The sequence below is a fragment of the Kitasatospora sp. NPDC034035 genome (assembly GCF_055575755.1).
The window spans coordinates 311,633-332,891 of record NZ_JBVISA010000007.1; the positions used below are offsets into that span (position 1 = coordinate 311,633).

The window sequence follows — 21,259 nt, forward strand, 5'->3', positions numbered from 1 at the left end:
TGATGCCCGAGCTCTCCCGCCGCACCTTCGTCGGCGCCACCGCGGCGGTCGGCGCCACCGCCCTGACCGGCCTGGCCGCCGCCCCGGCCGAAGCCGCGTCCGCCGCTGGCACCGCCGAAGCCGCCCCCGCTCCTGCCCCCGCCGGATCCGACCGGGCCACCGGCACCATCAAGGACGTCAGGCACGTCGTCGTCCTGATGCAGGAGAACCGTTCCTTCGACCACTACTTCGGTACCCTCGCCGGCGTCCGCGGTTTCGGCGACAAGCAGGCGCTCCGGTTCCCGGACGGCACCGACGTGTTCCGCCAGCCGGACACCCGCCGCAGTGACGGCGGCGCGATGCTGCCGTACCGGATGGACACCGCCAAGTACAACGCGCAGAACGCCGGCGGCCTGGCCCACGACTGGGCGACCGGCCACCAGGCCATCAACAACAGTGCGATGAACAAGTGGATCGCCGCCAAGGGCGAGCGCACCATGGGCTACTTCACCCGCGACGACATCCCCTACCAGTACGCCCTGGCCGACGCCTTCACCGTCTGCGACGCCTACTTCACCTCCCTCGCCGGCCCCACCGACCCCAACCGCCTCTACTTGTGGACCGGCACCTCCGGCCCCGGCCGCGACGGCACCACCGGCCCGTGGATCGACAACACCCCGGTCACCGACAACCCCGTCGCCGACTGGACCACCTACGCCGAGCGGCTGCAGGCGGCCGGCGTCACCTGGCGCGTCTACCACAACCCCAGCAAGGACGACCGCACCGGCGACTACGACGACAACGCGCTCTCCTACTTCAAGCAGTTCCACGCGTTCGCGCCCGACGACCCGCGGTACGTCAACGCGATGACCAAGTTCGACCCGGCCGACTTCGACCGCCACTGCAAGGACGGCACCCTGCCGACCGTCTCCTGGCTGGTCGCGCCCTACCTGTTCTCCGAGCACCCGGAGGCCGGACCGGCCTACGGCGCGCACTGGGTCGACCAGGCGCTGCAGTCGCTGATGTCCAACCCGGACGTCTGGCGGCACACCGTCTTCCTGGTCATGTACGACGAGAACGACGGCTACTTCGACCACATGGTCCCGCCCACCCCCGAGCCCGGCACCCCCGAGGAGTTCACCCAGGGACGGGCCATCGGCCTCGGCAACCGCGTCCCGCTCTGGGTCATCTCGCCGTGGTCGCGCGGCGGTTGGGTCAACTCCCAGGTCTTCGACCACACCTCGGTGCTGCGTTTCATGGAGCAGGTCACCGGCGTGGCCGAGCCCAACATCTCGGCCTGGCGCCGGGCCGTCTGCGGTGACCTCACCAGCTGCTTCGACTTCGCCGCCCCCGAGTACTCGATCCCGAAGCTGCCCGACACCAAGGCCCTGATGGCCAAGGCCGACGCGGGCGCCAAGCTGCCCGGTGTCGCCCTGCCGGCGGTCGGCGCCCAGTCGATGCCCGTCCAGGAGCGCGGCGAGCGCCCGCACCGCCCCCTGCCGTACCAGCCGTGGGCCGACGTGGAGGTGGACCGGAAGACCGGCAAGGTCACCTGCACGATGAGCAACGACGGTTCGGTGGCGTTCCCGTACACCGTCTACCCCAACATCGTGTTCCCCTTCGCGGGCACCCCGTACACCGTCGCCCCCGGCGCCACCGCCCGGTACGTCTGGGACGCGGCCGCCACCGACGGCCGCTACGATTTCACCGTCCACGGCCCGGACGGCTTCGTCCGCCGCTTCGCCGGCACGGTGGTCCGGGACGGGCAGGACGGCCAGAACGACATCGGCGTGCCGATCGTCACCGCCGACCTGCGCGGCAACGGGAAGTTCAGCCTCCAACTGGCCAACGACGGCATGACCGACGTGGCCTTCACCGCCGCGCCCAACGACTTCGCGGGCACCGCGCAGACCGTCTGGGTCAAGCCCGGCAAGCAGGCCGACCTGGCCTGGCCGCTGGACAGGCAGGGTCGCTACGACGTCATCGTGACCGCCCACACCGGTCAGCGCTTCACCCAGCGCTACGCGGGCTGGGTGCACTGATCCGTGCTCCCGCCACGGCCGTGGGGCGCCGAACCGGTGACCCCCGGCCGTGGCTCGGCCTTCCTGTCGGGCCCCGCCGCTACCGTCGGGCCCATGCAGAAAATCAGCACCTTCCTCTGGTTCGACGACCAGGCCGAAGAGGCCGCCGCCTTCTACACCTCGGTCTTCCCCAACTCCCGCATCACGCAGGTCACCCACTACGGCGAGGCCGGCCCCCGCGAGGCCGGCTCGGTCATGACCGTCGCCTTCGAACTCGCCGGCCGGGAGTACGTCGCCCTCAACGGCGGCCCGGAGTTCACGTTCACCGAGGCCGTCTCGCTGCAGGTGGAGTGCGAGGACCAGCGGGAGATCGACGAGCTCTGGGCCAAGCTCACCGCCGACGGCGGCCAGGAGGGCCCGTGCGGCTGGCTCAAGGACCGCTTCGGCCTGTCCTGGCAGATCACGCCGCGCGTCCTGCTCGACCTGATCGGCGACCGCGACCGGGCCAAGGCCGACCGCGTGATGGCGACCGTGCTGCGGATGCAGAAGCTCGACATCCGGCAGCTGCTCGACGCGGCCGAGGGCTGATGCCGTGACCGCCTCCGCCCACCGCGCGATCGTCTACCTGCGGGCCGCCCCCGAGCGGGTCTGGCACGCGCTCACCAACGCCGACGAGTCCGGCCTCTACTGGGGCCACCGCAACGTCTCGACCTGGCTGCCCGGCGCGCCCTGGGAGCACCAGCGCACCGACGACTCCGGGATCTCCGACGTCGTCGGCACCGTCGAGGCCGCCGACCGCCCGCACCGGCTGGTCACCACCTGGGCCGGCCCGCAGGAGCGGCGCCCCGGCGGGCCCTCGCGGGTCACCTTCGACATCCGCAGCTGGCAGGACCTCACCCGGCTCACCGTCACCCACGAGAACCTCGCCGACGAGGCCGAGCGGACGAACGCCGAGGAGGGCTGGGCGGCGGTGCTCTCCAACCTCAAGACCTACCTGGAGACCGGCCACCCGCTCCCGCAGCAGCCCTGGCTGATGCCCTGACGCCCTGAGGCCCTGATGGCCTGAGGCCCCGCAGGCCGTCAGCGCCCGGCAGCGGATCGGCGCCCGGCCTCCGCTGCCGGGCGCCCCGCAGTTCCCCGCCCGCGCCCCCGCCCCCGCTCGCCGCGCAGGAACCGGCGCAGCCCGGCGAACCGCGCGAACCGCTCCCGGTTCGCCACCGACGCCCGGTCCAGCTCCTCCATCAGCCGTCGGCTGCGGTGCTCCAGGTCCAGCTCGTCCAGGATCCGGTCCACCTCGGCCAGTATCGAACCGTGCAGCTGCCAGGCCTCCGGGTGCTCCTGCACCTTGCGCAGCAGCACCGGGGCGACGTTCTCCCGGCAGGCCCAGGCCGCCGCCAGCTCGGCGGTCAGCCGGGTCTCCGCCTCCTCGGCGCTGCGGCTCACCTGGGTGGTCACCAGCACCGCGAAGCTCACCATCGCCCCGCCGACGTGGTCCAGCAGCTCCTCCAGGCCCACCGCGACGTCCGGTGGGAAGAGCCGCTCGCCGGGCGCGCGCCGCTTGGCCAGGTCGGTCAGCGAGCGGGCCAGCACCCGGATCACCACGACGCAGATCTCCAGGGTGTCCAGCCCGGTGCGCAGCACCAGCCGGGACAGCAGCCCCTCGCTGATCCGGGGGTTGAACCGCAGGCTGTCCTCGGCCTGCCGCAGCGCCGCGTCCACCTCGGAGATCGCCTGGTCCAGCCTGCGGGCCTCGTGCAGCCGCTCGGCGGCCCGGGCGACCGGGGTGGGCCGGCCCAGTTCCTCGGAGATGTCGACCAGCAGCTGCCGGGCCCGCCGGGCGAGGTCCTCGATCGACTCCCCGGCGGTGTCCACCCAGACCGGCGGCGCGAACACCAGGTTGAACAGCAGGCCGACAGCGGCGCCGATGAGCGTCTCCAGCACCCGGTCCCAGGCCTGGGAGGCCAGCTTGGTGACGCCCAGGATCAGCATCGCGCTGATCGCGACCTCCTGGACGAACTCCTCGACCCGGACGAACCGGCCGACGACCAGCGAGGCCAGGATGATCAGCCCGAGGCTCCACCAGGAGAGTCCGACCACGGCGCTGAAGCCGATCGCGATCAGCACCCCGACGACCACCGAGTTGACCCGGCGGATGCTGGTCTTGAGCGTCGAGTAGACGGTGACCTGGACCACCAGCAGCGCGGTCAGCGGCGCCGTCAGCGGGGCGGGCTCGGCGCTGAGCTGCGTCGCCACCGCGTAGGCGATGGTGGCCGCGACGGTGGCCCGCATGGTCTGGACCACGAAGGGTTCCCGCGCGCTGCGGCGGATCAGGGCCGTGAGTGACTCCGGGAGAAGGGCCATGTCGCCCTTCTTTCCCCGCCGCCGCCCTTCACACCGGTCCCGGGCCCGTCCGGCACCCGTATGAGCCCGGATGAACCCGTATGAACCCGCAGGACCCGTGAAAACGAGCGGTTCCGACCGGCTACTGGTCGCCTTCCGGCTGCCTCCGGTCAGTTGCCGCGGTGGAAGCGCAGCTTCCAGGGGGCCAGCGCGGACTCGACCTGCACCCCGATGCTCATCTTCGAGGCGCCCTCGATCCGCTCCTCGAAGCGGATCGGCACCTCGCGGATCGTCATGCCCTGCTTGACCACCCGGTAGTTCATCTCGACCTGGAACGAGTAGCCGTTGCTCTGCACGGTCGGCAGGTCGATGGCGCGCAGGGTGCTCGCGCGCCAGGCCTTGAACCCGGCGGTGGCGTCCCTGACGCCCAGGCCGAGGATGGTGTTGACGTAGAGGTTGGCCCAGGCGGACAGGGCCTTGCGGTGCCAGGGCCACTCGGCGGCGGTGGAGCCGCCGGTGACGTAGCGGGAGCCGATCACCACGCCGGTGTCGTCGGTGAGCAGGGTCCGCACCATCTCGGGAATCACCGAGGCCGGGTGCGAGAGGTCGGCGTCCATCTGGACCACGACGTCGGCGCCCTCGTCCAGGGCCCGGTCCATGCCGGCCAGGTAGGCGCGGCCGAGGCCGTTCTTCTCGGTGCGGTGCAGCACGCCGACGGTGCCGCCGGAGTCCGCGGCGAGCTTCTCGGCGATCTCGCCGGTGCCGTCGGGCGAGTTGTCGTCGACCACCAGGAGGTGCAGGTTCGGCACCGGAAGCTCCGCGAGCAGGCCCGCGAGGACCGGGAGGTTCTCCCGCTCGTTGTACGTGGGGACGACCACAACGACCTTGGGGGAGGCCTCGACCATGTTCTGTTTCCCTCGTGCACTCGCCGGTCGGCACCCGGGCCGCACCGGTCGGTTTGCCTGGACGACCTGCGCTGTTTGGACCGGGTGAGTGTATCGGGGGCGCGGGCCCCCTCCTGCCGCGGGCGGCGGCCGGACGTCCGTTCGACCACGATGCGCTCCCGCGGCGGGCCGCCCCCGCCCGGAACGGTGTCCGGAGAACTCGCCGCTACGCCGTGCCGTAGACGGCGCCGAGGTTGTCCTGGGCCGGGTGGGTGCGGGCGGCCGGGCCGGCGGCGAAGGTGCGCAGGACGTTCTCGGTGGTCCTGCGGACCAGGTCCCCGGCCCGGGCGTCGATGCCGTGGTCGGCCTTGCCACCGCCGGGGCCGTGGGCGTCGAGGGTCTCGACCCAGCGCATCGTGCCGGAGGCGAAGACCCCGGCGCCGCCCGGCACGGTGTAGTAGGCGGTGTCGGAGTGGGAGTGGCGGCCCTCGCAGACCACGGGGGAGTGGGCGATCACCTCGATCGGGCGCGGGGTGGGGAAGGCGGTGTCCACCCGGTCGTACTCGACGCCGACCAGGTGCGGGAAGGACGCCCCGGCCGCGACGCCCGTCCCCTCGAAGGCCCAGTGCCCGGGGGAGGTGACCACGTACGGGGCGTCCACCGGGTAGCCGTCGTAGATCACGCCGAGCATCGAGCTCTCCGGGTCGGCGCCCGGGTCGGCCCGGAAGTCGGTGGTCGCCGGGGCGCCCGCCTGGTACCCCGGGTCCTGCGCCCAGGCGCCCTTGTAGCAGACCACCGTGCGCTCCGGGCCGAGGCCGGTCGGCTCGAAGCGGACCCGGCGGAAGCAGCAGTTGGCGCCCAGGATCGCCAGGTTGGTCCCGGCGTCGCGGGCGGCGACCACCCGGGCGCGCTGCTCGGGGGACCAGTACTCGTCGTGACCCAGCGACACGACGGTGGTCGCGCCGGTCAGCAGCCCGGGCTCGCGGGCCACGTCGATGCCGGTGGTGTAGGCGAGCGGCAGACCCAGCCGCTCGGCGAGGGCGACCAGCGGCGCCTCGTAGACCAGGAACAGCCCGGCGCCGTGGTCGTAGTCGTACGGCCGGTCGAAGACGACTTTCAGCGAACGGGTGGCCAGGCCTCCGGTCGGGCCGTTGTAGAGGCTGTAGCCGCCCCACTCGTTGTAGGCCTGCCAGGTCGCCGGGGCGCTCATGATCACCGTCTTCCCGGCGGTGACGGCCGAGCGGACGGTGAGCGGCACGTAGCGGTGGCCGGAGCCGTCCTCGGTGTCCAGGCGCAGCAGGTACGCGCCCTCGGGCCAGCCGGTGGTGTCCACGGCGAGGGTGCGCTGCCAGCCGGTCAGCACGGTGCGGGTCGCCGGGTCGACGTGCGGCGCGGGCTGCTGGTCGCCGGGGACGTGTTCGCGGCGCCAGACCAGGCGGGCGCGGGCGCCGTCGTACCAGCCCATCCGGTAGGCGGAGACGGTGAACGCGGAGGCCGGGGTGGAGACGTGCAGGCCGAAGCTCTCGCCGGGCAGCACGCTGACCCGGTCGGCGAAGCCCGCGATGGCGGCGTCCGGGCCGGGGTCGGTGATCTCCCAGCCGGGCGTGCCGGGCAGGGCCTGCTCGTGCTTCAGGTCGTTGGTCGCCCCGGCGTGCCGGCCGGCGTCCCCCGCGCCGGGGCCGGCCGGTGGTTCGGCGGAGGGGTGCGGGGCCGGTGCCGGCTCCGGGTGACGGGCACCGCAGGAGGTGACGGCGGCTGCCATCAGGCCCAGGCCCAGGATCCCCCGCCGGCTCGGTACCGCCACGGCGGCCTCCCTCTGGTTCGCAGCTGTGTCGATGGTGTCGATCGGCCCGCGCCGACCCGGAGCGTCAACCTCGTGCGTCAATGCGCGCGGACATCCTCACCCGTTCCGGAGGCCGAGTCCGGGTAAACGCGCCGGGCCGCCGGGCACGGCCGGACGCCGCCCGCCGGCCGGGAGGGCCGTACGGGCGCACCCTGGCGTGTTGGCCCGCGCGGTTCCCGGGCGGGCCCGACCCGGTCACCTAGCCTGACCAGGCCCGCCGTCCGGCGGCCACAGGGGGTCCGGCCCCGTAGGCGGCCGACCGAGTCGTGGACAGGGGTGTACGTGGTCTCGTCGGGTTCGGCCGAACCGGGGGCGCCGTCCCGGCCCAAGGGCGGGCGGTTCCGGGCGTGGATGCTCGAAGGCCTGGCGGACAGGGCCAAGCAGCACCCCGGCCCGCACGCCCAGGTGCCACACGTGAAGGGGCAGCGCTGGTGGCGGGTCATGTGCCTGACCGGCCTGGACTACTTCTCCACGCTCGGCTACCAGCCCGGCATCGCCGCTCTCGCGGCCGGCCTGGTGTCGCCGCTGGCGACCATCGTGCTGGTGATCGTCACCCTGCTCGGCGCGCTCCCGGTCTACCGGCGGGTCGCCCAGGAGAGCCCGCACGGCGAGGGCTCGATCGCGATGCTGGAGCGGCTGCTGTCGTTCTGGAAGGGCAAGCTGTTCGTCCTCGCGCTGCTGGGCTTCGCGGCCACCGACTTCATGATCACCATCACCCTGTCCGCCGCCGACGCGAGCGCGCACCTGGTCGAGAACCCGCACCTGCACAGCGCGCTGACCGGCAAGGAGGTCCTCCTCACCCTGATCATGATCGCGCTGCTCGGCGGGGTCTTCCTCAAGGGCTTCGGCGAGGCGATCGGCCTGGCCGTGGTGCTGGTCGCGGTCTACCTCGCGCTGAACGTCGTGGTGGTCGTCGACGGGCTCTGGAACGTGCTCAAGGCCCCGCACCTGTTCAGCGACTGGACCGACGCGCTCATCATGGAGCACGGCAACGTGATCGCCATGGTCGGCGTCGCCCTGATCGTCTTCCCCAAGCTCGCGCTCGGCCTGTCCGGCTTCGAGACCGGCGTCGCCGTGATGCCGCACATCGAGGGCGACCCCGACGACACCGAGGAGAAGCCCACCGGCCGGATCCGGGGCGCCCGCCTGCTGCTCACCACCGCCGCCGCGATCATGAGCTGCTTCCTGATCGCCACCAGCTTCATCACCACCCTGCTCATCCCGGCCGACGCCTTCAAGAAGGGCGGCCCGGCCAACGGGCGGGCGCTCGCCTACCTCGCCCACGAGTACCTCGGCAGCGCCTTCGGCAGCATCTACGACCTGTCCACGATCGCCATCCTCTGGTTCGCCGGCGCCTCCGCGATGGCCGGACTGCTCAACCTGATGCCGCGCTACCTGCCCCGCTACGGCATGGCGCCGCACTGGGCCCGCGCCGTGCGGCCCACCGTCATCGTCCTCACCCTGATCGCCTTCCTGGTCACCTGGCTCTTCGACGCCAACGTGGACGCCCAGGGCGGCGCGTACGCGACCGGCGTCCTGGTGCTGATCAGCTCCGCCGCGATCGCCGTCACCATCGCCGCACACAAGGCCGGACAGCGCCGCTGGCGGTCCGGCTTCGCGGTGATCGCGGCGGTGTTCCTGTACACCACGGCGGTCAACATCGCCGAGCGGCCGGACGGCGTCAAGATCGGTGCCTGCTTCATCGCGGGCATCATGCTGGTCTCCTTCCTCTCCCGGCTCAAGCGGGCCTTCGAACTGCGCGTCACCGACGTGGTGCTGGACGATGTCGCGGAGCGGTTCGTCCGGGACTACATGCACCGCCCGCTGCGGCTGATCGCCAACGAGCCGAACAGCCGGGACCTCGCCGAGTACCGGGACAAGATCCACCAGATCCGCCGGGACAACGACATCCCGGTCGAGGACGACCTGGTCTTCGTCGAGGTCACCGTGCTCGACCCGTCCGACTTCGAAGCCGAACTGACCGTGCGCGGCGAGGTGATGCACGACCGCTACCGGGTGCTGTCGCTGCAGAGCTCCAGCGTCCCCAACGCGCTGGCCGCCCTGCTGCTGCAGGTCCGCGACCTGACCGGGCAGCAGCCGCACATCTACTTCGAGTGGACCGAGGGCAACCCCTTCGCGCAGTTCCTGCGGTTCTTCCTGTTCGGGCAGGGTGAGATCGCACCGGTCACACGCGAGGTGCTGCGCGAGGCCGAACCGGACCGCTCGCGCCGTCCGGCCGTGCACGTGGGCTGAGCGGTACGGCCGCGGGGTGCGGCCGTACCGCTCAGCCCGGCGGGCCGGCCGGGGCCACGAGGTCAGCGGCTGTGGTGGGACCTGCTCCAGGCGGGCGCGACGAAGGCCACCAGGCCGACGGCGAAGGCGAGTTGGAGGATGTGCCGAATCCAGTCGATGCCCGAGGTGTGGCGGACGCCGACCCAGCCGGAGACGGCGTTGCCGAGCCAGGCCCCGGCGGCGCCGAGCAGCATGGTCAGCCACCAGGGAATCGCCTGCGGGCCGCGCAGGATCAGCTTGGCGAGCACGCCGAGCACGAAGCCGATGAGCAGAATCCACAGGAGCTGGAACATCGCAGTCCACCTTCCGGGCGCCACCGGAGCCGACCGGCGCGCCGAATCGCCGAATCGCCGAATCGCCGAGTCGCCAAAGACGCGGTTTGTCCCATGCTCACCCGGATCGGCCGGACGGGCACGTCGGCGGAGAGCGGCGCAGGTCACCGACGGGATGCGCGTCTCCTGACGGCTTCCGGTGGCGGCGGGGCCTCAGCGGTCCCGCATCGCCTCGACGGCCTCGCGGACATCCGGGTCCGGATCGTCCGCGAGGCCGTCCAGCAGCCCGGCGGCGCCCGGGGTGGACCAGGTGCCGACGGTCCAGACCAGATCCTCGCGCACGCCCGGATCGGGGTGCGCGGCCAGGCGGGCCAGGGCGTCCACCGGGCCGCGACGGCGCATCGCGAACCAGTGCAGGGCGGCCCGCAGCTCGGTCGGGTCGCCCGGGTCGCCGGCCGCCTCGATCCGGGAGAGCAGGACGGGGACGGGCGGCGGCGGACCGTCCAGCGCGTGCGGCCGGCGCTCGCGCAGCCGACGTCCGCCGTACTCGCCGCGGATCCGGCAGCCGAAGCAGGTGCAGGGCCGGGTGCCGTGGGCGTTCGGCAGGTAGCGCCAGCCGGCGACCTGCGGCACGGCGCGGATCCGGTGCACCTCGCGGGCGCCCACCGCACGCGGCAGGAAGACCTCCCAGCCGCGCGGATCGGCCAGCGCGCCGATCCGCCGCACCGCCTCGGCCGCGGACACCGACTGCTGGGCGCCCTTCGCTCGGTCGCGGTAGTGCCCGGCCAGGACCTCCTGCGCGTCGTCCAGTCGGACGTGCACCGCGACCAGGGAACCCTTGGGTCCGAACCTGGCCAGCTCGCGCAGCCACTGGTGGGTCACCGTGTACGAGGGCAGCACGGGGAAGCAGTAGAGCCCGCGCGCTCCGCCCTGCCCGCGGCTGTCGGCCCGGATCCCGGCGCGGCGGATGCGCGGCGCGTTGGCCGCGGCGGTCAGGTGCACGAACATCGCCATGGGGCGCGATGGTAGCGGGCGGACGGGCGGTGGTCCGAGGGGTTTTCCGGGTGCGCGGCTGAGCCGGATTCTCGCGGTCAGGCCTGCCGGGTGTGGCTCAGGTCTGCCGGGTGCGGCGCTCGATCAGGGTGGCCAGGCCGTCGAGGATGCGTTCCAGGCCGAAGTCGAGCGCCTGGTCGCGCCCGCCCGGGTCGGCCATGGCGGCCGCGACGGCGGGGTAGCGGTCGGCGTGCCGGCGCACCACGGTGTCGAGGACGCTGAGGAGTTCGGCCTCGGGGGAGCCGGCGGGTCCGGCGGCGCGGGACTGCTCGGCGATCCCGCGCACGTGCCCGGCGAGCAGGACGGCGGCGTCCATCCGCTCGGGGCCGGTCAGCCCGTGGCCGTCGAGTGCGGCCACCACCCGCTCCAGCCACGTGAGTTCCTTCGGGCCGACCACCCGGGGGCCGACGGTGGCGTCCAGCAGCCACGGGTGCCGGGCGAAGGTGGCGGCCAAGTGGACTGCCCAGGCGGAGAGTTGCTCCCGCCAGTCGGCGCCGTCCGCGGGCCCTGGGGGCTCGTCGACGGCCGACTCGACCATCAGGGCGATCAGTTCGGCCTTGCCGGGGACGTAGCGGTAGAGCGACATCTTGGTGAAGTCGAGCAGCCCGGCCACCCTCTGCATCGACACCGCGCCCAGGCCCTCCGCGTCGGCGACCTCGACGCCGGCCGCGGCGATCCGCTCCAGGGTGAGGGCCGGCTTCGGCCCCCGGGTCGGCTTGGCCGGCGGCTCCCAGAGCAGCCGCACCGTGTCGTTCGCCGCCTCGCTCATCGTCCGCTCCCGTCGTGCTGCCTTGGGGGTTGCCCTCCATTCCAACTGTGTCTACCGTACACAGCAGCAAACAGTGTCCGCCGGACGCAGTTTTCCGAATCCTCGGACGGAGTGGTCCCCATGAGCACCAAGATCCTGATCTCGGGCGCGAGCATCGCCGGCCCCGCGCTGGCCCACTGGCTGGGCCGGTACGGCTTCGAGGTGACCGTGGTCGAGCTGGCCCCCGCACTGCGCGACGGCGGCCAGGACGTCGACTTCCGCGGCCGCACCCACCTGACCGTGCTGGAACGGATGGGCGTGCTGGACGAGCTGCGCCCACTCGCCACCGGTGGCAGCCCGATGACCTTCCTGGCCGCCGACGGCAGCCGACTGCTGCACCTGCCCGCCGAGTTCGCGGGCGGCGACCTGGAAATACCGCGCGGGGAACTCGCCCAGCTGCTGTACCGGCACAGCAGCGCCCGCGCCGAGTACCTCTTCGGCGACTCGATCACCGCGCTGGAGGAGACGCCGAGCGGAGTCCGGGTCGCCTTCCGGCACGGTGCGCCGCGCGAGTTCGACCTGGTGATCGGCGCCGACGGGCTGCACTCCAACGTCCGTCGGCTCGCCTTCGGCCCGGAGGAGCGCTACGTCCGCCACCTCGGCTACTACGCGGCCACCTGGCAGCTGCCGAACGGCCTCGGACTGCCGGTCGGAACGGTGGGACTGAACGTCCCCGGCCGGCTGATGGCCGTCGGCGCCGCCCACCGGGACCCGAACCGGGCGGGCGCCTTCTGCCTGTTCGCCTCGCCTGAGCTGCGCTACGACCGCCACGACCAGGCGCAGCAGAAAACCCTGGTCCGGGCCGCCTTCGCGGATCTCGGCTGGCGGGTGCCACAGCTGCTGGAAAGCCTGGACGCCGCCCCCGAGCTGTACTTCGACTCCATCAGCCGGGCCGACACGCCCACCTGGTCGAGCGGCCGGATCGCCCTGATCGGCGACGCCGCCTGCGGCGCGACCATCGGTGGCATGGGCACCGGGACGGCGGTGGTGGCCGCGTACGTCCTGGCGGGCGAGCTGGCCCGGGCGCGCGGCGACCACCGCGCCGCCTTCGAGCGGTACGAGACGCTGCTGCGCGGCTACGCGCAGGGCTGCCAGAAGGGCGGCGACCGCACCGGGCCGTTCCTGGCGCCGCGCACGGCGACCGGGCTGCGGTTCCGCAACGCGGTGCTGAACCGGCGGTGGGCGCTGGAGAAGATGCTGGAGCTGGGGAAGAAGGTCAGTAGCGTCGAACTTCCGGACTACGAGGCGGAGTTGTCAGGTGCAGCAGGTGCAGCAGGTGTCGCGGGTGCAGCAGGCTGAGCGGCGCGGGGGTTCAGTGCAGCGGGCCGATGCGGGTGCCGTTGTCGAGGAGCGCCTCCACCTGGACGGCCGCGCGGGCAGGGCGCTCGACGGCGAGGGTGTGGTCCGCGGCGGGCCGGTCGGCGGACCAGTCCGGGCCCTTGACCGAGAGTCGGGTGACGCGGCGGCTGCCCGCCGCGAGCAGGTACTCCGTGCCCTGCGGGGAGCGCCACCAGGCCCAGGCCACCGTGTCCTGCTCGAAGCGGCTGCACGCCCGGCCCGGGCCGCCGCCGGTCCGCTGCGGTCCGCGGGCCGCCGGAAGGACGACGGCGGTGGCCGCGCTGCCCTCGCCGTTCCAGCGGTCGGCGCGCAGGCAGACCCAGGCGGCCGAGCCCGCGTTCTGCGGCAGCGGCTGGACGGCGAAGGCCCACAGGTCGAGCTGCTTGACGCCCGGTTTGCCGTCCGGGACGGCGCAGCCGGCCCGGGCCCAGGCCTGCAGCGCGTCCTGGGCGGTCGCCTCGTGGGGTTCGCGGGTCGGCTGGGAGCGGTCGGGCTGGGCGGGCGGGGTGCGGTCGGGCTGGGGGCGGTCCGGCGGCGCGGCGTAGGTGAGGTGCGCGGGGACGAGGCCGCCCAGGTCGGCCAGCAGGAAGGCGTGCTTGGCGACCACGGGGGAGGAGTGCAACTGGAGCAGGGTGGCGCCCTGGCAGTCGGCGGGACCGCCGCCGGCGGCCGGGGTGGTGATGCCGTCGGGGTGCTCCAACGGGCGGGCAGGGGCGTCGGGTTGGTCGATCCGACGGGTCTCGGCGGCGTCCACCCAGGGCGCCAGCAGATACCGGACGGCGGTGCCCTGGCGGCGCAGTGCCACCGCGCCCGCCGTGGTCAGGTCCGCGTCGTCGGCGCGGGCGAGGTCCAGACCGCCGTCGCGGCCGTCGGTGTAGCGGGCGATCCGCCGGCCGTCGTACAGCACCACCACGCCGGTGCCGTCCACCGTCCCGGCGAACAGCAGCTGCGGTGCTTCGGGGGGCGGCGCGGCGGTGGTGCCCGGCTCGGTGCGGGTCCGCGGTCCGGGCTGCGCCCAGGCGGCCAGGGCGTGGCCGAGCAGCGCGCCGTCCTCGCGGCGGTCGCCCCGGGCGGGCCAGGCGGAGAAGTCCACCCGTGCGGTGTGCTGCCACGCGTCGGGCGCCACCCGGACCAGCCGGGCCGGATCGGCGGCGCCCGGGGCGGGCCCGGACGCCGGTCCGGTGGGCGTCGCGGGGCCGGATCCGCCCAGGACGGCGGCCGTGGTGGTGAGCCCCAGCACGCCGACCGCCAACGCCGCGGTCAGCGTCCGGCGGCGGCGCAGCAGGTCGGTGGGCTGCACTCGGACCGCGCACGGGTCGAAGGCGGGTGGCTGCGGGTCCGGGCCGGACGGGACGGCGGCGGCCGCGGCCACCGCCTCGTCCGGCTGTGCCACCCCCGCCTGCCGCAGCACCTCCGCGGCCTCGTCCGCGTCCAGCTCCTCGACCGTCCGCAGGGCGAACGCGGCCCGGGCCGGGGCGTCGAGCGCGGCGAGCGCGCGGTCGAGTTCCGCGTCCTCCTCGCCGCCGTGCGGGGTGAACAGCCGCAGCCCCCAGACCCGGGGCGCGAAGAGGCGGGCGGCCGGGTGCGGGCGGAGCGCGGCGCGCAGGACCCGCAGGCGCAGCGCGGTGTACACCGGGTCCGCTTCGGCGGTGCCCGATTCGTCACGGCGGGTCCAGCGGAAGGGCAGGGCGCGCTGGACGGCGGCGTGCGCGGCGAGCACCCGGGTGTGCCGGTCCCGGTCGGCCGACAGAGCGAGGTACGCCAGCCGGACCAGCCTGCGGTAGTGGCGCACCAGCGCGGCCTCCGCCCGGGCCACGGGACGCGCCGCGACCCCTCGGGCCGGCGCTGCCGCGCCCACCGTCCGTCCTGGCAAAGGGGCCTCCCGGGAGCCGTGGTGCTGTCGTGGTGGACGGTCCAACGAGTCGATCATGTGATGGTTGCGCCGTCCGGGGATCCCGGCGGGCGATCGGAAGCGATCGAGGGGTGCGCGGAGCTCCGGTCGGGGCCGTGTACCAGGAGCGGGCCGGGGCCCAAGGTCCCACCCGTTCGGCCCCTTGGCCCCTGGCGATCCGCGCGGCCGCGCGCCATGCTGCCGGTAACCGGCCGGGACGATCCGCGCCCGGTCGGACCAGCACTGTTGGACGAGGTGAACCGGCGTGCGGCATGCCACTGTCGAATCCGTGATGACCAGCCCCGTGGTCCTGGTCTCCCCCGAGACCGGGTTCCGGGAGATCGTGACGCTGCTGAGCGAGTACGACATCACCGGGGTGCCGGTGACGGACCCGGAGGGGCGGCCGCTCGGCGTGGTCTCGGAGGCCGACCTGCTGCGCACCCTGGCCGCGCAGGAGGACCCGGGCAGCCTGCTGCCGGCGCCCGAGTCGGTGCAGGCGGGCCCGGGCGGCGAGGTCACCGCCGCCGACCTGATGACGACCCAACCGGTCTGCACCACCCCCGGCACCAGCGTGGTCGCGGCGGCCCGCATGATGAGCCGGCACGGACTGAAGCGGCTGCCGGTGCTGGACGAGGAGGGGCGGGTCATCGCCATGGTCAGCCGCGGGGACCTGCTGCGGGTGTTCCTGCGCGAGGACATGGTGATCCGGCGGGAGATCGTCGAGGAGGTGCTCGGCCGGATCGACGGGGTCAGCCCGGCGGAGATCGGGGTGGAGGTCAACCAGGGCCGGGTGGTGCTCAGCGGCACCGTGCCCGAACCGCACCTGGTGCCGATCGTGCTCAACCTGTGCCGCTCGGTGGACGGCGTGGTCTCGGTGACCGACCGGCTCGGTGCCGGGGGCGCGGCGACGGTCGGCTGATCCGGCTTCCGGCTACCGGCTTCCGGCCCTCGGTTCCGGCCTCTCGGCTCAGTCGGCTGTGGGTGCCGGCTCGGACCCGGGCGGCCCACTTCGCATACAGCGGAGCGTATCGGGTAACTCACCCTGTGTGCCCGGCTGATGACTGCCGGGACATCGGTGCACCGGGGAGGCGGCCGTGACAGTCGTGTTCGACGCGGACTTCACTTCGACCAGGCAGTGGATCACCGGGCGCAGCAGCGCCTATCCCCGGATGGGGCCGACCAATCGGAGCGACCACAAGCTCGACTACCTCGTCCGCGGGTACTGCCCCGGCGGACTGTTCACCGCCACCCGGCGGCACAGCGGCGGGCTGTGGAGCTGCAACCTGCTGACCACCGAGGGCAGTCCGGACGGTTTCCAGGTCCGCACCGGGGACGTGCTGTCGGCGCGTGTGACGCTGCCCGTCGAATTGGGCGCGTGGCCGGCGATCTGGACCTGGCGGGACGGCGGCAACGAGGTGGACGTCTTCGAGTACCACCCCGACAACCCGGACCTGCTGGAGATCTCCAACCACGTCCGGGGCGGTTTCCGGTACTGGCACGGCGGCGGCGTCGGGATCGGCCCCGGGGCGACCTTCGGCCTGCGGGTGGTGCTCGGCGCACACTCGGTGGACTGGTACGTCGAGGACGAGCTGGTCTACGCGGACCTGCACGGGGTGGGGTCCAACTGGCACGCCTACCTGATCGTCAACCTGTCCGTGGCGGACGGGACGTACCACGACCGGCCGCCGATCGACGGGCCGGACCGGCTCAGCTGGGTCTGCCACAGCCTGCAGGTCGAGCGCTGAGACGGACGGACCCTTCGGCCTGTGGTTCGCGGCGTGTGCGGCTTGCTGTTCACGGCGCGTGCGGCTTGCTGTTCACGGCGCGAAGGCGGCGGTGATCGGGCCGTGCGGGCCGAAGCGGTGGAACCAGACCGCGCGGCGGTTCCGGCCGATGTGGGCGGGGTCGGTCACGTACAGGTCGTCGCGCGGGGCGTGCTCGTTGCCCGGGGCGAGGGCCGCGTCCACGGCCTGGTCCGCGAGTTCGCGCAGCAGGGCGGTGGCGGTGGCCTCGGCGGCGGACGGCGCGATGGCGAGGGCGGCGAGTTCGGCCCAGAGCGCGGTGGCGACGTAGGTGATCGGGGAGTGGCCGAGCCTCGGGTGGGGGCTGGGGTCGGTGTGGCGCCGCAGCACGCCGGCGGCGACGAGCTGCTCGGGGGAGCGGCCGTCGTCGGGTGGATGGCGGGTCGTGGGCGGGTGCCGGTTCACGAGCGGCACGCTACCCCCGTGGGTGCGTGCCAGGGCGCCGGAACGTTTTTTCAGGCTTTCTTCACGGCACTTTCACCGGTGCCGGGCGCACGATGGTGGTAAGGCGCTGATCACCTCGGCGGGCCCCGACGGGGCCGGAGGAGGAGGTCCTGATGAGGCACTGGCATGGGTTCGGGCACGGCCACGGCATGGGTGGCTGGGGCGTCGGGATGATGGTGATCGGGACGTTGCTGGTCCTGGCGTTGATCGTGGTCCTCGCCGTCGCCCTGTTCCGGTACGTCTCGCGCTCGCGGCAGCCGATCCCGCCCGGTCCGGCGGCACCGGGCCCCGGCGGTCATGGGCCGGGCGGCTCGCGCGGCTGGGCGTCGGGGCCGACCCCGGAGCAGATGCTCGCGGAGCGGTTCGCGCGGGGCGAGATCGACGCGGAGGAGTACCGGCACAGACTGGAGACGCTGCGCTCGGCGAACGGGCCGGGAGGAGGCTGAGCCGGCGCGTGTCGGTGTGGGCGGCATCGCGCAGGGCGCAGGGGCGGGCCCGCCGCACGTGCTGTGCGGCGGGCCCGGTGTGCCTGCGAAGGCTTCCGCGCGGTATCGCGACCGGCGGACCCGCGCAGTTGCCCGACTACTCGACGACCAGCTCGACCGGGATGTTGCCCCGGGTGGCGCGGGAGTACGGGCAGACCTCGTGTGCCTGCTTGACCAGCAGCTCGCCGGTCTCGCCCGCGAGGGAGTCGGGCAGCTCGACGCGCAGCACGACGGCGAGGCCGAAGCCGGCGCCGTCCTTGCCGATGGACACCTCGGCGGTCACCGAGACCTCGCTGGTGTCCACCCGGGACTGCCGGCCGACCAGGCCGAGGGCGCTCGCGAAGCAGGCGGCGTAGCCGGCCGCGAACAGCTGCTCGGGGTTGGTGCCCTCGCCGTTGCCGCCGAGCGCCGCCGGCATCGCCAGCGGGAGGTCCAGTCGGCCGTCGGAGCTGACGGCGCGGCCCTCCCGGCCGTTGGCGGTGGCGGCGGCGGTGTAGAGCGCGTCCATGGTCGGTCCACTTCGTGGTGCTTCACGTTGCTCGGATGGGTGGGCCCGGGGGCGTCGCCGTTGTTCTGGCGGCCTGTCCGGTGCCCTGCCGTGAGATAAGTAGAGCACGCAATTCAATTGCGCACAACTCAATGGCGCGAGTGTGATCGGTACCATGGACCCATGACCACGCTTCCCGGCATGGCGGACGAGGAACTGCTCCGCCTCGACCAGCAGATCTGCTTCTCGCTCAACGCGGCCTCGCGGGCCTTCGGCGGCACCTACCGGGTGCTGCTCCGGGACCTCGGGCTGACCTACCCGCAGTACCTGGTCATGCTGGTGCTCTGGGAGGACGGCGATCTGCCCGTCAAGCGGATCGGCGAGCGCCTGCGGCTCGACTCCGGCACGCTCTCCCCGCTGCTCAAGCGGCTGGAGGTAGCCGGACTGGTGCGCCGCGAGCGCAGCCCGCAGGACGAGCGGTCGGTCACCGTCGCGCTCACCCCCGAGGGGTCGGCGCTGCGCGAGCGGGCCGGGCAGGTCCCGCGCCGTCTGCTCACCGCGACCGGGCTGCCGGTCGAGGATCTGGCGGCACTGCGGGGGCTGCTGGAGCGGGTGACCGCCGCGCTGGACTCGGCGGCGGTGGAGCCGGCGCCGTAGGGCCGGGCAGCGCGCGAGGCTGCCGACGGGGGGTGGCGACGCGAGGGTGGTGACGCGGGGTGGCGTTGTCGGGTGGCGTCGGGGGTCGGTGCCGCCGCATCGGCGCCATGGGGCTTGTCAAGCCGACGCCCCGCCCGATGTGATCTGGGTCACATAGCCGGTGTTCCGGCGGGGCTGAAGGGCCCGAATCGGCAGGTCAGTCGTGCTGTTCAAAAGTGAACGGAAACGTTCACCAATTGTCCGCCCGATCCGGTCGACATCCCGCGCCTCCCGGACGGTTACACCACGAGCCCCCAAGGGGCCGTCGGCGTGCCACCCGGTGGGCCGGCCAGCTGACCCACGAGAGGGGGCGTGCATGAACAGTCCCGGGCCGGGCGAGGAGCGGGGCCTTCGGGCGGACCCGCTCGGCGACCTGCCGAACGACTTCGAGGCCTTCTTCACCCGCGAGAACTCGGGCTACCTCCGCTACGCCCAGCAGCGCCTGCGGCACCGCGAGGACGCCCAGGACGCGGTCCAGAACGCCGGCGCCACGCTCTACAAGAACTGGCGCCGGGCCCTGGCCAGCGCCGATCCACAGGCCTTCGCCTTCAAGGTCGTGAAGGACGCGGTGGTGGACGTCATGCGCGACCGCCGACGCACCGAACGCAAACGACTGCGGGTGATCGCCCAGCGCAGCCCCGACAACAGCCAGGACGAGCTGGACGAACTCGCCGAACTGGACGCCCTCGACTGGGCGATGGACGAGCTCGCGCGGGCCGCGCCGGTCCAGGCCGATGTGGTCCGACTGCGCCAGGCAGGCCTGTCGTACCCCGACATCGGCCGGTCGCTCGGCATCGCGCACACCACCGCCCGCACCTACTACAGCCTGGGGCGGCGCCACCTGGAGTACCTGCTGGAGCACCCGGACGACGACGAGGCGGAGACGTGAGGGTCGGGGACCTGCTGCGTGCGCACTCCGCCGAGCTGGAGCGGGAGTTCGACGACCACGACCCGGTGGCCTTCACCCGGCGGCTGGCCGAGCGGCTCGCCGCCGCCCGTCGGCTCGCCCCCGCCGTGCGCGAACGCCCCGCCCGTCCGCCGGCCGGCGCCCGACCGCCGCACGCTCCGGCGTCGGGGTCGAGCCCGGGGGTGGGGCTGGGCCCGGGAGCAGGCCCGGGACCTGGTTCGGGACCGGGTCCCGGGCCGGGTTGGGGACCGGCTTGGAGTCCTGGTTCGGGTTCGGGCGGGGCGCCGGGTGCAGGCGCGGGCACGGGGGCGGGACAGTCCCCGTGGGCCGGGCGCCGGGCCGAACTCCGCCGGGACCTGCGGCACCTGTGCGCGGGCGTGGCGGGTGCCGTGAAGCCCGCGGAACTGGCCCTGGACCTCGAACTCGCCGAGAAGACCGCCTTCCGCACCCTCGGCTGCCTGCTGTACGGGATGGGCCGCGCGCCGGACGGCGTCTTCTGGTGGCGGATCGCCGCCCAGTACGGGGACCAGCTGGCCGTGCACTGCCTGGCCGTGCACTACACCGCCGAGGGCGAGCGGCGGGACGCGGCGCGCTGGGCGGCCCAGGCCCAGGACCTCAGCGCCCCGGGCCGGCTGCCGGAACTGGCGCCGGACGTGCGGCCGGGCGGTCCGGCCGAGCTGGCGCGGGTCCTGGCGGAGCGCTACGACGGGGAGATCCTGCTGACGCTGCGGGAGGCGGTGGCGGCGCACCCGAGGACGGACCCCGCAAGGCTGGGCGTCCGGGCGGTACGGGGGCGGGGGGTGGTGCGGATCCGGTGAGGGGCGCGGGCCGACCGGCGCGCGGCCGTGGACCGCGTGCCCTCGGAGACGGGGTCTCGCTCACGTGAGCCCGGAGACCGCGTCGCCCAGGTACTCGGCTCCGAGCACGGCCGGGACCGTGGTCAGGACGGCGGCCTGGTGGGTGGCCGTCCAGGCCCGCCACTCGCCGAGGGTCCGGGCTCCGTCCCGCGGGTGGACCGCGAGCGGCAGGAGCGTGCAGAGCGAGCCGATCGACACCAGCAGTGCCGCGGCCACGGCCTCGGCGCCGGTGCCGGTCGCGGTGGCGGCGATCGAGGCGGCGCCGCCGACGGCCGGGAGCAGGGTCCTCGGGCTGCGCGCGACGAGTGCGAGGGCGAGGCCGGCCGACCTGGCGGGCGAGAAGCGGTCGATCCCCTGCAGCCAGGCGGGCGGCGCCGTGACGTGGCCCGCGCGAGGCCGGTCGTGCCACTGCCGCGCGGCCGACAGCAGGAGCAGCGCGCCGAGGGCGAGCTTCAGCCAGGACGACCAGGTGGGGGTGGTCTGAACCCGGTTCAGCGCGCTGCCGACCGCCAGGGTGACGGCGACCGGCACGGCGAGGCCGAGCACCCAGCCGGCCGTGAAGGCGAGGCTCTTCGTCCGGCCGCGCGGGGTGGCCAGGATGAGGATCACGGTGATCAGCGGCAGCGGGCTGAGCGCGACCGCCACCGCCGAGGCCAGCATCGAACCGACCGCTTCACCCATTGCGGGTCCTGCCTTCCCGTCGCCGGGCGCACGTTCGCCATTCAGCTACGGCGGTGCCCGGCGTGCACGGCCGGTGCGGCCGTCGGAGTGAACGGCGGAGGCCGCCGCACCGGTGTGGTGCGGCGGCCTCCGTGGTCGCACCGGATCCGTCGGTCGGTGCGATGCGATGCGTTGTCGCT

Annotated in this window: 21 protein-coding genes; 11 read left to right on the forward strand and 10 right to left on the reverse strand. The window is 73.8% G+C overall.

Annotation, left to right across the window (positions count from 1 at the left end; genetic code table 11):
* Positions 1 to 2: 2 nt before the first annotated feature.
* From ACZ52J_RS13030 to ACZ52J_RS13040, 3 genes are all read left to right on the forward strand, one after another.
* A complete protein-coding gene (locus tag ACZ52J_RS13030) occupies positions 3 to 2,021 on the forward strand; it encodes a phosphocholine-specific phospholipase C (protein WP_465618221.1) in 2,019 nt (672 codons plus the stop codon).
* Positions 2,022 to 2,114: 93 nt separating this feature from the next.
* Entirely contained in the window at positions 2,115 to 2,588 is a 474-nt protein-coding gene (locus ACZ52J_RS13035) for a VOC family protein (protein WP_465618223.1), read from the forward strand.
* Between the two features lie 4 nt (positions 2,589 to 2,592).
* Positions 2,593 to 3,042 carry an SRPBCC family protein gene (locus tag ACZ52J_RS13040; protein WP_360504515.1) on the forward strand — a complete coding sequence of 150 codons (450 nt, stop codon included), beginning with the start codon at positions 2,593 to 2,595 and terminating at the stop codon, positions 3,040 to 3,042.
* Between the two features lie 38 nt (positions 3,043 to 3,080).
* On the opposite strand, the gene ACZ52J_RS13045 is transcribed toward ACZ52J_RS13040, so the two are convergent.
* The 3 genes from ACZ52J_RS13045 to ACZ52J_RS13055 all read right to left on the reverse strand — a co-directional run bounded on the left by ACZ52J_RS13045 (position 3,081) and on the right by ACZ52J_RS13055 (position 7,028).
* A complete protein-coding gene (locus tag ACZ52J_RS13045; protein WP_465618225.1) occupies positions 3,081 to 4,361 on the reverse strand; it encodes an FUSC family protein in 1,281 nt (426 codons plus the stop codon).
* 149 nt (positions 4,362 to 4,510) lie between these two features.
* Entirely contained in the window at positions 4,511 to 5,245 is a 735-nt protein-coding gene (locus ACZ52J_RS13050; protein ID WP_465618227.1) for a polyprenol monophosphomannose synthase, read from the reverse strand.
* A gap of 205 nt (positions 5,246 to 5,450) precedes the next feature.
* Positions 5,451 to 7,028, reverse strand: a complete 1,578-nt coding sequence (locus ACZ52J_RS13055; protein WP_465618229.1) for a N,N-dimethylformamidase beta subunit family domain-containing protein — start codon at positions 7,026 to 7,028, stop codon at positions 5,451 to 5,453.
* A 390-nt stretch (positions 7,029 to 7,418) separates the two neighbouring features.
* Between ACZ52J_RS13055 and ACZ52J_RS13060 the strand changes: the two genes are divergently transcribed.
* The gene (locus ACZ52J_RS13060) at positions 7,419 to 9,320 is read left to right on the forward strand and encodes an APC family permease (RefSeq protein WP_465618279.1); all 1,902 of its coding nucleotides are present in this window, start codon (positions 7,419 to 7,421) and stop codon (positions 9,318 to 9,320) included.
* 62 nt (positions 9,321 to 9,382) lie between these two features.
* On the opposite strand, the gene ACZ52J_RS13065 is transcribed toward ACZ52J_RS13060, so the two are convergent.
* The 3 genes from ACZ52J_RS13065 to ACZ52J_RS13075 all read right to left on the reverse strand — a co-directional run bounded on the left by ACZ52J_RS13065 (position 9,383) and on the right by ACZ52J_RS13075 (position 11,453).
* The gene (locus tag ACZ52J_RS13065; protein ID WP_465618231.1) at positions 9,383 to 9,652 is read right to left on the reverse strand and encodes a GlsB/YeaQ/YmgE family stress response membrane protein; all 270 of its coding nucleotides are present in this window, start codon (positions 9,650 to 9,652) and stop codon (positions 9,383 to 9,385) included.
* A 192-nt stretch (positions 9,653 to 9,844) separates the two neighbouring features.
* Entirely contained in the window at positions 9,845 to 10,645 is an 801-nt protein-coding gene (locus tag ACZ52J_RS13070) for a HEAT repeat domain-containing protein (RefSeq protein WP_465618233.1), read from the reverse strand.
* A 97-nt stretch (positions 10,646 to 10,742) separates the two neighbouring features.
* Complete coding sequence (locus tag ACZ52J_RS13075) at positions 10,743 to 11,453, reverse strand: TetR/AcrR family transcriptional regulator (protein ID WP_465618235.1); 711 nt, start codon at positions 11,451 to 11,453, stop codon at positions 10,743 to 10,745.
* Positions 11,454 to 11,573: 120 nt separating this feature from the next.
* On the opposite strand from ACZ52J_RS13075, the gene ACZ52J_RS13080 reads away from it, so the two are divergent.
* Positions 11,574 to 12,791 carry an FAD-dependent monooxygenase gene (locus ACZ52J_RS13080; RefSeq protein WP_465618237.1) on the forward strand — a complete coding sequence of 406 codons (1,218 nt, stop codon included), beginning with the start codon at positions 11,574 to 11,576 and terminating at the stop codon, positions 12,789 to 12,791.
* A gap of 13 nt (positions 12,792 to 12,804) precedes the next feature.
* On the opposite strand, the gene ACZ52J_RS13085 is transcribed toward ACZ52J_RS13080, so the two are convergent.
* On the reverse strand, positions 12,805 to 14,646 hold the full coding sequence (locus tag ACZ52J_RS13085) for a hypothetical protein (protein WP_465618239.1): 1,842 nt from the start codon (positions 14,644 to 14,646) through the stop codon (positions 12,805 to 12,807).
* Between the two features lie 367 nt (positions 14,647 to 15,013).
* Between ACZ52J_RS13085 and ACZ52J_RS13090 the strand changes: the two genes are divergently transcribed.
* Complete coding sequence (locus tag ACZ52J_RS13090) at positions 15,014 to 15,640, forward strand: CBS domain-containing protein (RefSeq protein ID WP_465618241.1); 627 nt, start codon at positions 15,014 to 15,016, stop codon at positions 15,638 to 15,640.
* A 175-nt stretch (positions 15,641 to 15,815) separates the two neighbouring features.
* Positions 15,816 to 16,466 (forward strand): LamG domain-containing protein, encoded by a 651-nt coding sequence (locus tag ACZ52J_RS13095; protein WP_465618243.1) that lies wholly within the window; start codon positions 15,816 to 15,818, stop codon positions 16,464 to 16,466.
* Between the two features lie 72 nt (positions 16,467 to 16,538).
* Here ACZ52J_RS13095 and ACZ52J_RS13100 read toward each other — a convergent pair whose 3' ends face one another.
* On the reverse strand, positions 16,539 to 16,928 hold the full coding sequence (locus tag ACZ52J_RS13100; protein WP_465618245.1) for a hypothetical protein: 390 nt from the start codon (positions 16,926 to 16,928) through the stop codon (positions 16,539 to 16,541).
* A gap of 152 nt (positions 16,929 to 17,080) precedes the next feature.
* Between ACZ52J_RS13100 and ACZ52J_RS13105 the strand changes: the two genes are divergently transcribed.
* Positions 17,081 to 17,413 (forward strand): SHOCT domain-containing protein, encoded by a 333-nt coding sequence (locus ACZ52J_RS13105; RefSeq protein ID WP_360504495.1) that lies wholly within the window; start codon positions 17,081 to 17,083, stop codon positions 17,411 to 17,413.
* A 136-nt stretch (positions 17,414 to 17,549) separates the two neighbouring features.
* Here ACZ52J_RS13105 and ACZ52J_RS13110 read toward each other — a convergent pair whose 3' ends face one another.
* Positions 17,550 to 17,960: an organic hydroperoxide resistance protein gene (locus ACZ52J_RS13110; protein ID WP_360504493.1), complete on the reverse strand. Its 411-nt coding sequence runs from the start codon at positions 17,958 to 17,960 to the stop codon at positions 17,550 to 17,552.
* Between the two features lie 162 nt (positions 17,961 to 18,122).
* On the opposite strand from ACZ52J_RS13110, the gene ACZ52J_RS13115 reads away from it, so the two are divergent.
* The 3 genes from ACZ52J_RS13115 to ACZ52J_RS13125 all read left to right on the forward strand — a co-directional run bounded on the left by ACZ52J_RS13115 (position 18,123) and on the right by ACZ52J_RS13125 (position 20,360).
* Positions 18,123 to 18,596, forward strand: coding sequence for a MarR family winged helix-turn-helix transcriptional regulator (locus ACZ52J_RS13115; RefSeq protein WP_465618247.1), 474 nt, complete (start codon positions 18,123 to 18,125; stop codon positions 18,594 to 18,596).
* A 355-nt stretch (positions 18,597 to 18,951) separates the two neighbouring features.
* A complete protein-coding gene (locus ACZ52J_RS13120; protein WP_360504489.1) occupies positions 18,952 to 19,524 on the forward strand; it encodes an RNA polymerase sigma factor in 573 nt (190 codons plus the stop codon).
* Positions 19,525 to 19,931: 407 nt separating this feature from the next.
* Positions 19,932 to 20,360 carry a hypothetical protein gene (locus ACZ52J_RS13125; protein WP_465618249.1) on the forward strand — a complete coding sequence of 143 codons (429 nt, stop codon included), beginning with the start codon at positions 19,932 to 19,934 and terminating at the stop codon, positions 20,358 to 20,360.
* 60 nt (positions 20,361 to 20,420) lie between these two features.
* Here the strand turns inward: ACZ52J_RS13125 and ACZ52J_RS13130 are convergent, their stop codons facing one another.
* Positions 20,421 to 21,080, reverse strand: coding sequence for a GAP family protein (locus ACZ52J_RS13130; protein WP_465618251.1), 660 nt, complete (start codon positions 21,078 to 21,080; stop codon positions 20,421 to 20,423).
* Between the last annotated feature and the right edge of the window lie 179 nt (positions 21,081 to 21,259).

Bases quoted from the DNA above. Each gene is read 5' to 3' on its own strand.
- ACZ52J_RS13075 (WP_465618235.1), bottom strand. From the start codon at position 11,453: ATGAGCGAGGCGGCGAACGACACGGTGCGGCTGCTCTGGGAGCCGCCG.
- ACZ52J_RS13035 (WP_465618223.1), top strand. From the start codon at position 2,115: ATGCAGAAAATCAGCACCTTCCTCTGGTTCGACGACCAGGCCGAAGAG.
- ACZ52J_RS13030 (WP_465618221.1), top strand. From the start codon at position 3: ATGCCCGAGCTCTCCCGCCGCACCTTCGTCGGCGCCACCGCGGCGGTC.
- ACZ52J_RS13070 (WP_465618233.1), bottom strand. From the start codon at position 10,645: ATGGCGATGTTCGTGCACCTGACCGCCGCGGCCAACGCGCCGCGCATC.
- ACZ52J_RS13115 (WP_465618247.1), top strand. From the start codon at position 18,123: ATGACCACGCTTCCCGGCATGGCGGACGAGGAACTGCTCCGCCTCGAC.
- ACZ52J_RS13120 (WP_360504489.1), top strand. From the start codon at position 18,952: ATGAACAGTCCCGGGCCGGGCGAGGAGCGGGGCCTTCGGGCGGACCCG.
- ACZ52J_RS13050 (WP_465618227.1), bottom strand. From the start codon at position 5,245: ATGGTCGAGGCCTCCCCCAAGGTCGTTGTGGTCGTCCCCACGTACAAC.
- ACZ52J_RS13105 (WP_360504495.1), top strand. From the start codon at position 17,081: ATGAGGCACTGGCATGGGTTCGGGCACGGCCACGGCATGGGTGGCTGG.
- ACZ52J_RS13060 (WP_465618279.1), top strand. From the start codon at position 7,419: ATGCTCGAAGGCCTGGCGGACAGGGCCAAGCAGCACCCCGGCCCGCAC.
- ACZ52J_RS13090 (WP_465618241.1), top strand. From the start codon at position 15,014: ATGACCAGCCCCGTGGTCCTGGTCTCCCCCGAGACCGGGTTCCGGGAG.
- ACZ52J_RS13130 (WP_465618251.1), bottom strand. From the start codon at position 21,080: ATGGGTGAAGCGGTCGGTTCGATGCTGGCCTCGGCGGTGGCGGTCGCG.
- ACZ52J_RS13065 (WP_465618231.1), bottom strand. From the start codon at position 9,652: ATGTTCCAGCTCCTGTGGATTCTGCTCATCGGCTTCGTGCTCGGCGTG.
- ACZ52J_RS13110 (WP_360504493.1), bottom strand. From the start codon at position 17,960: ATGGACGCGCTCTACACCGCCGCCGCCACCGCCAACGGCCGGGAGGGC.
- ACZ52J_RS13045 (WP_465618225.1), bottom strand. From the start codon at position 4,361: ATGGCCCTTCTCCCGGAGTCACTCACGGCCCTGATCCGCCGCAGCGCG.
- ACZ52J_RS13080 (WP_465618237.1), top strand. From the start codon at position 11,574: ATGAGCACCAAGATCCTGATCTCGGGCGCGAGCATCGCCGGCCCCGCG.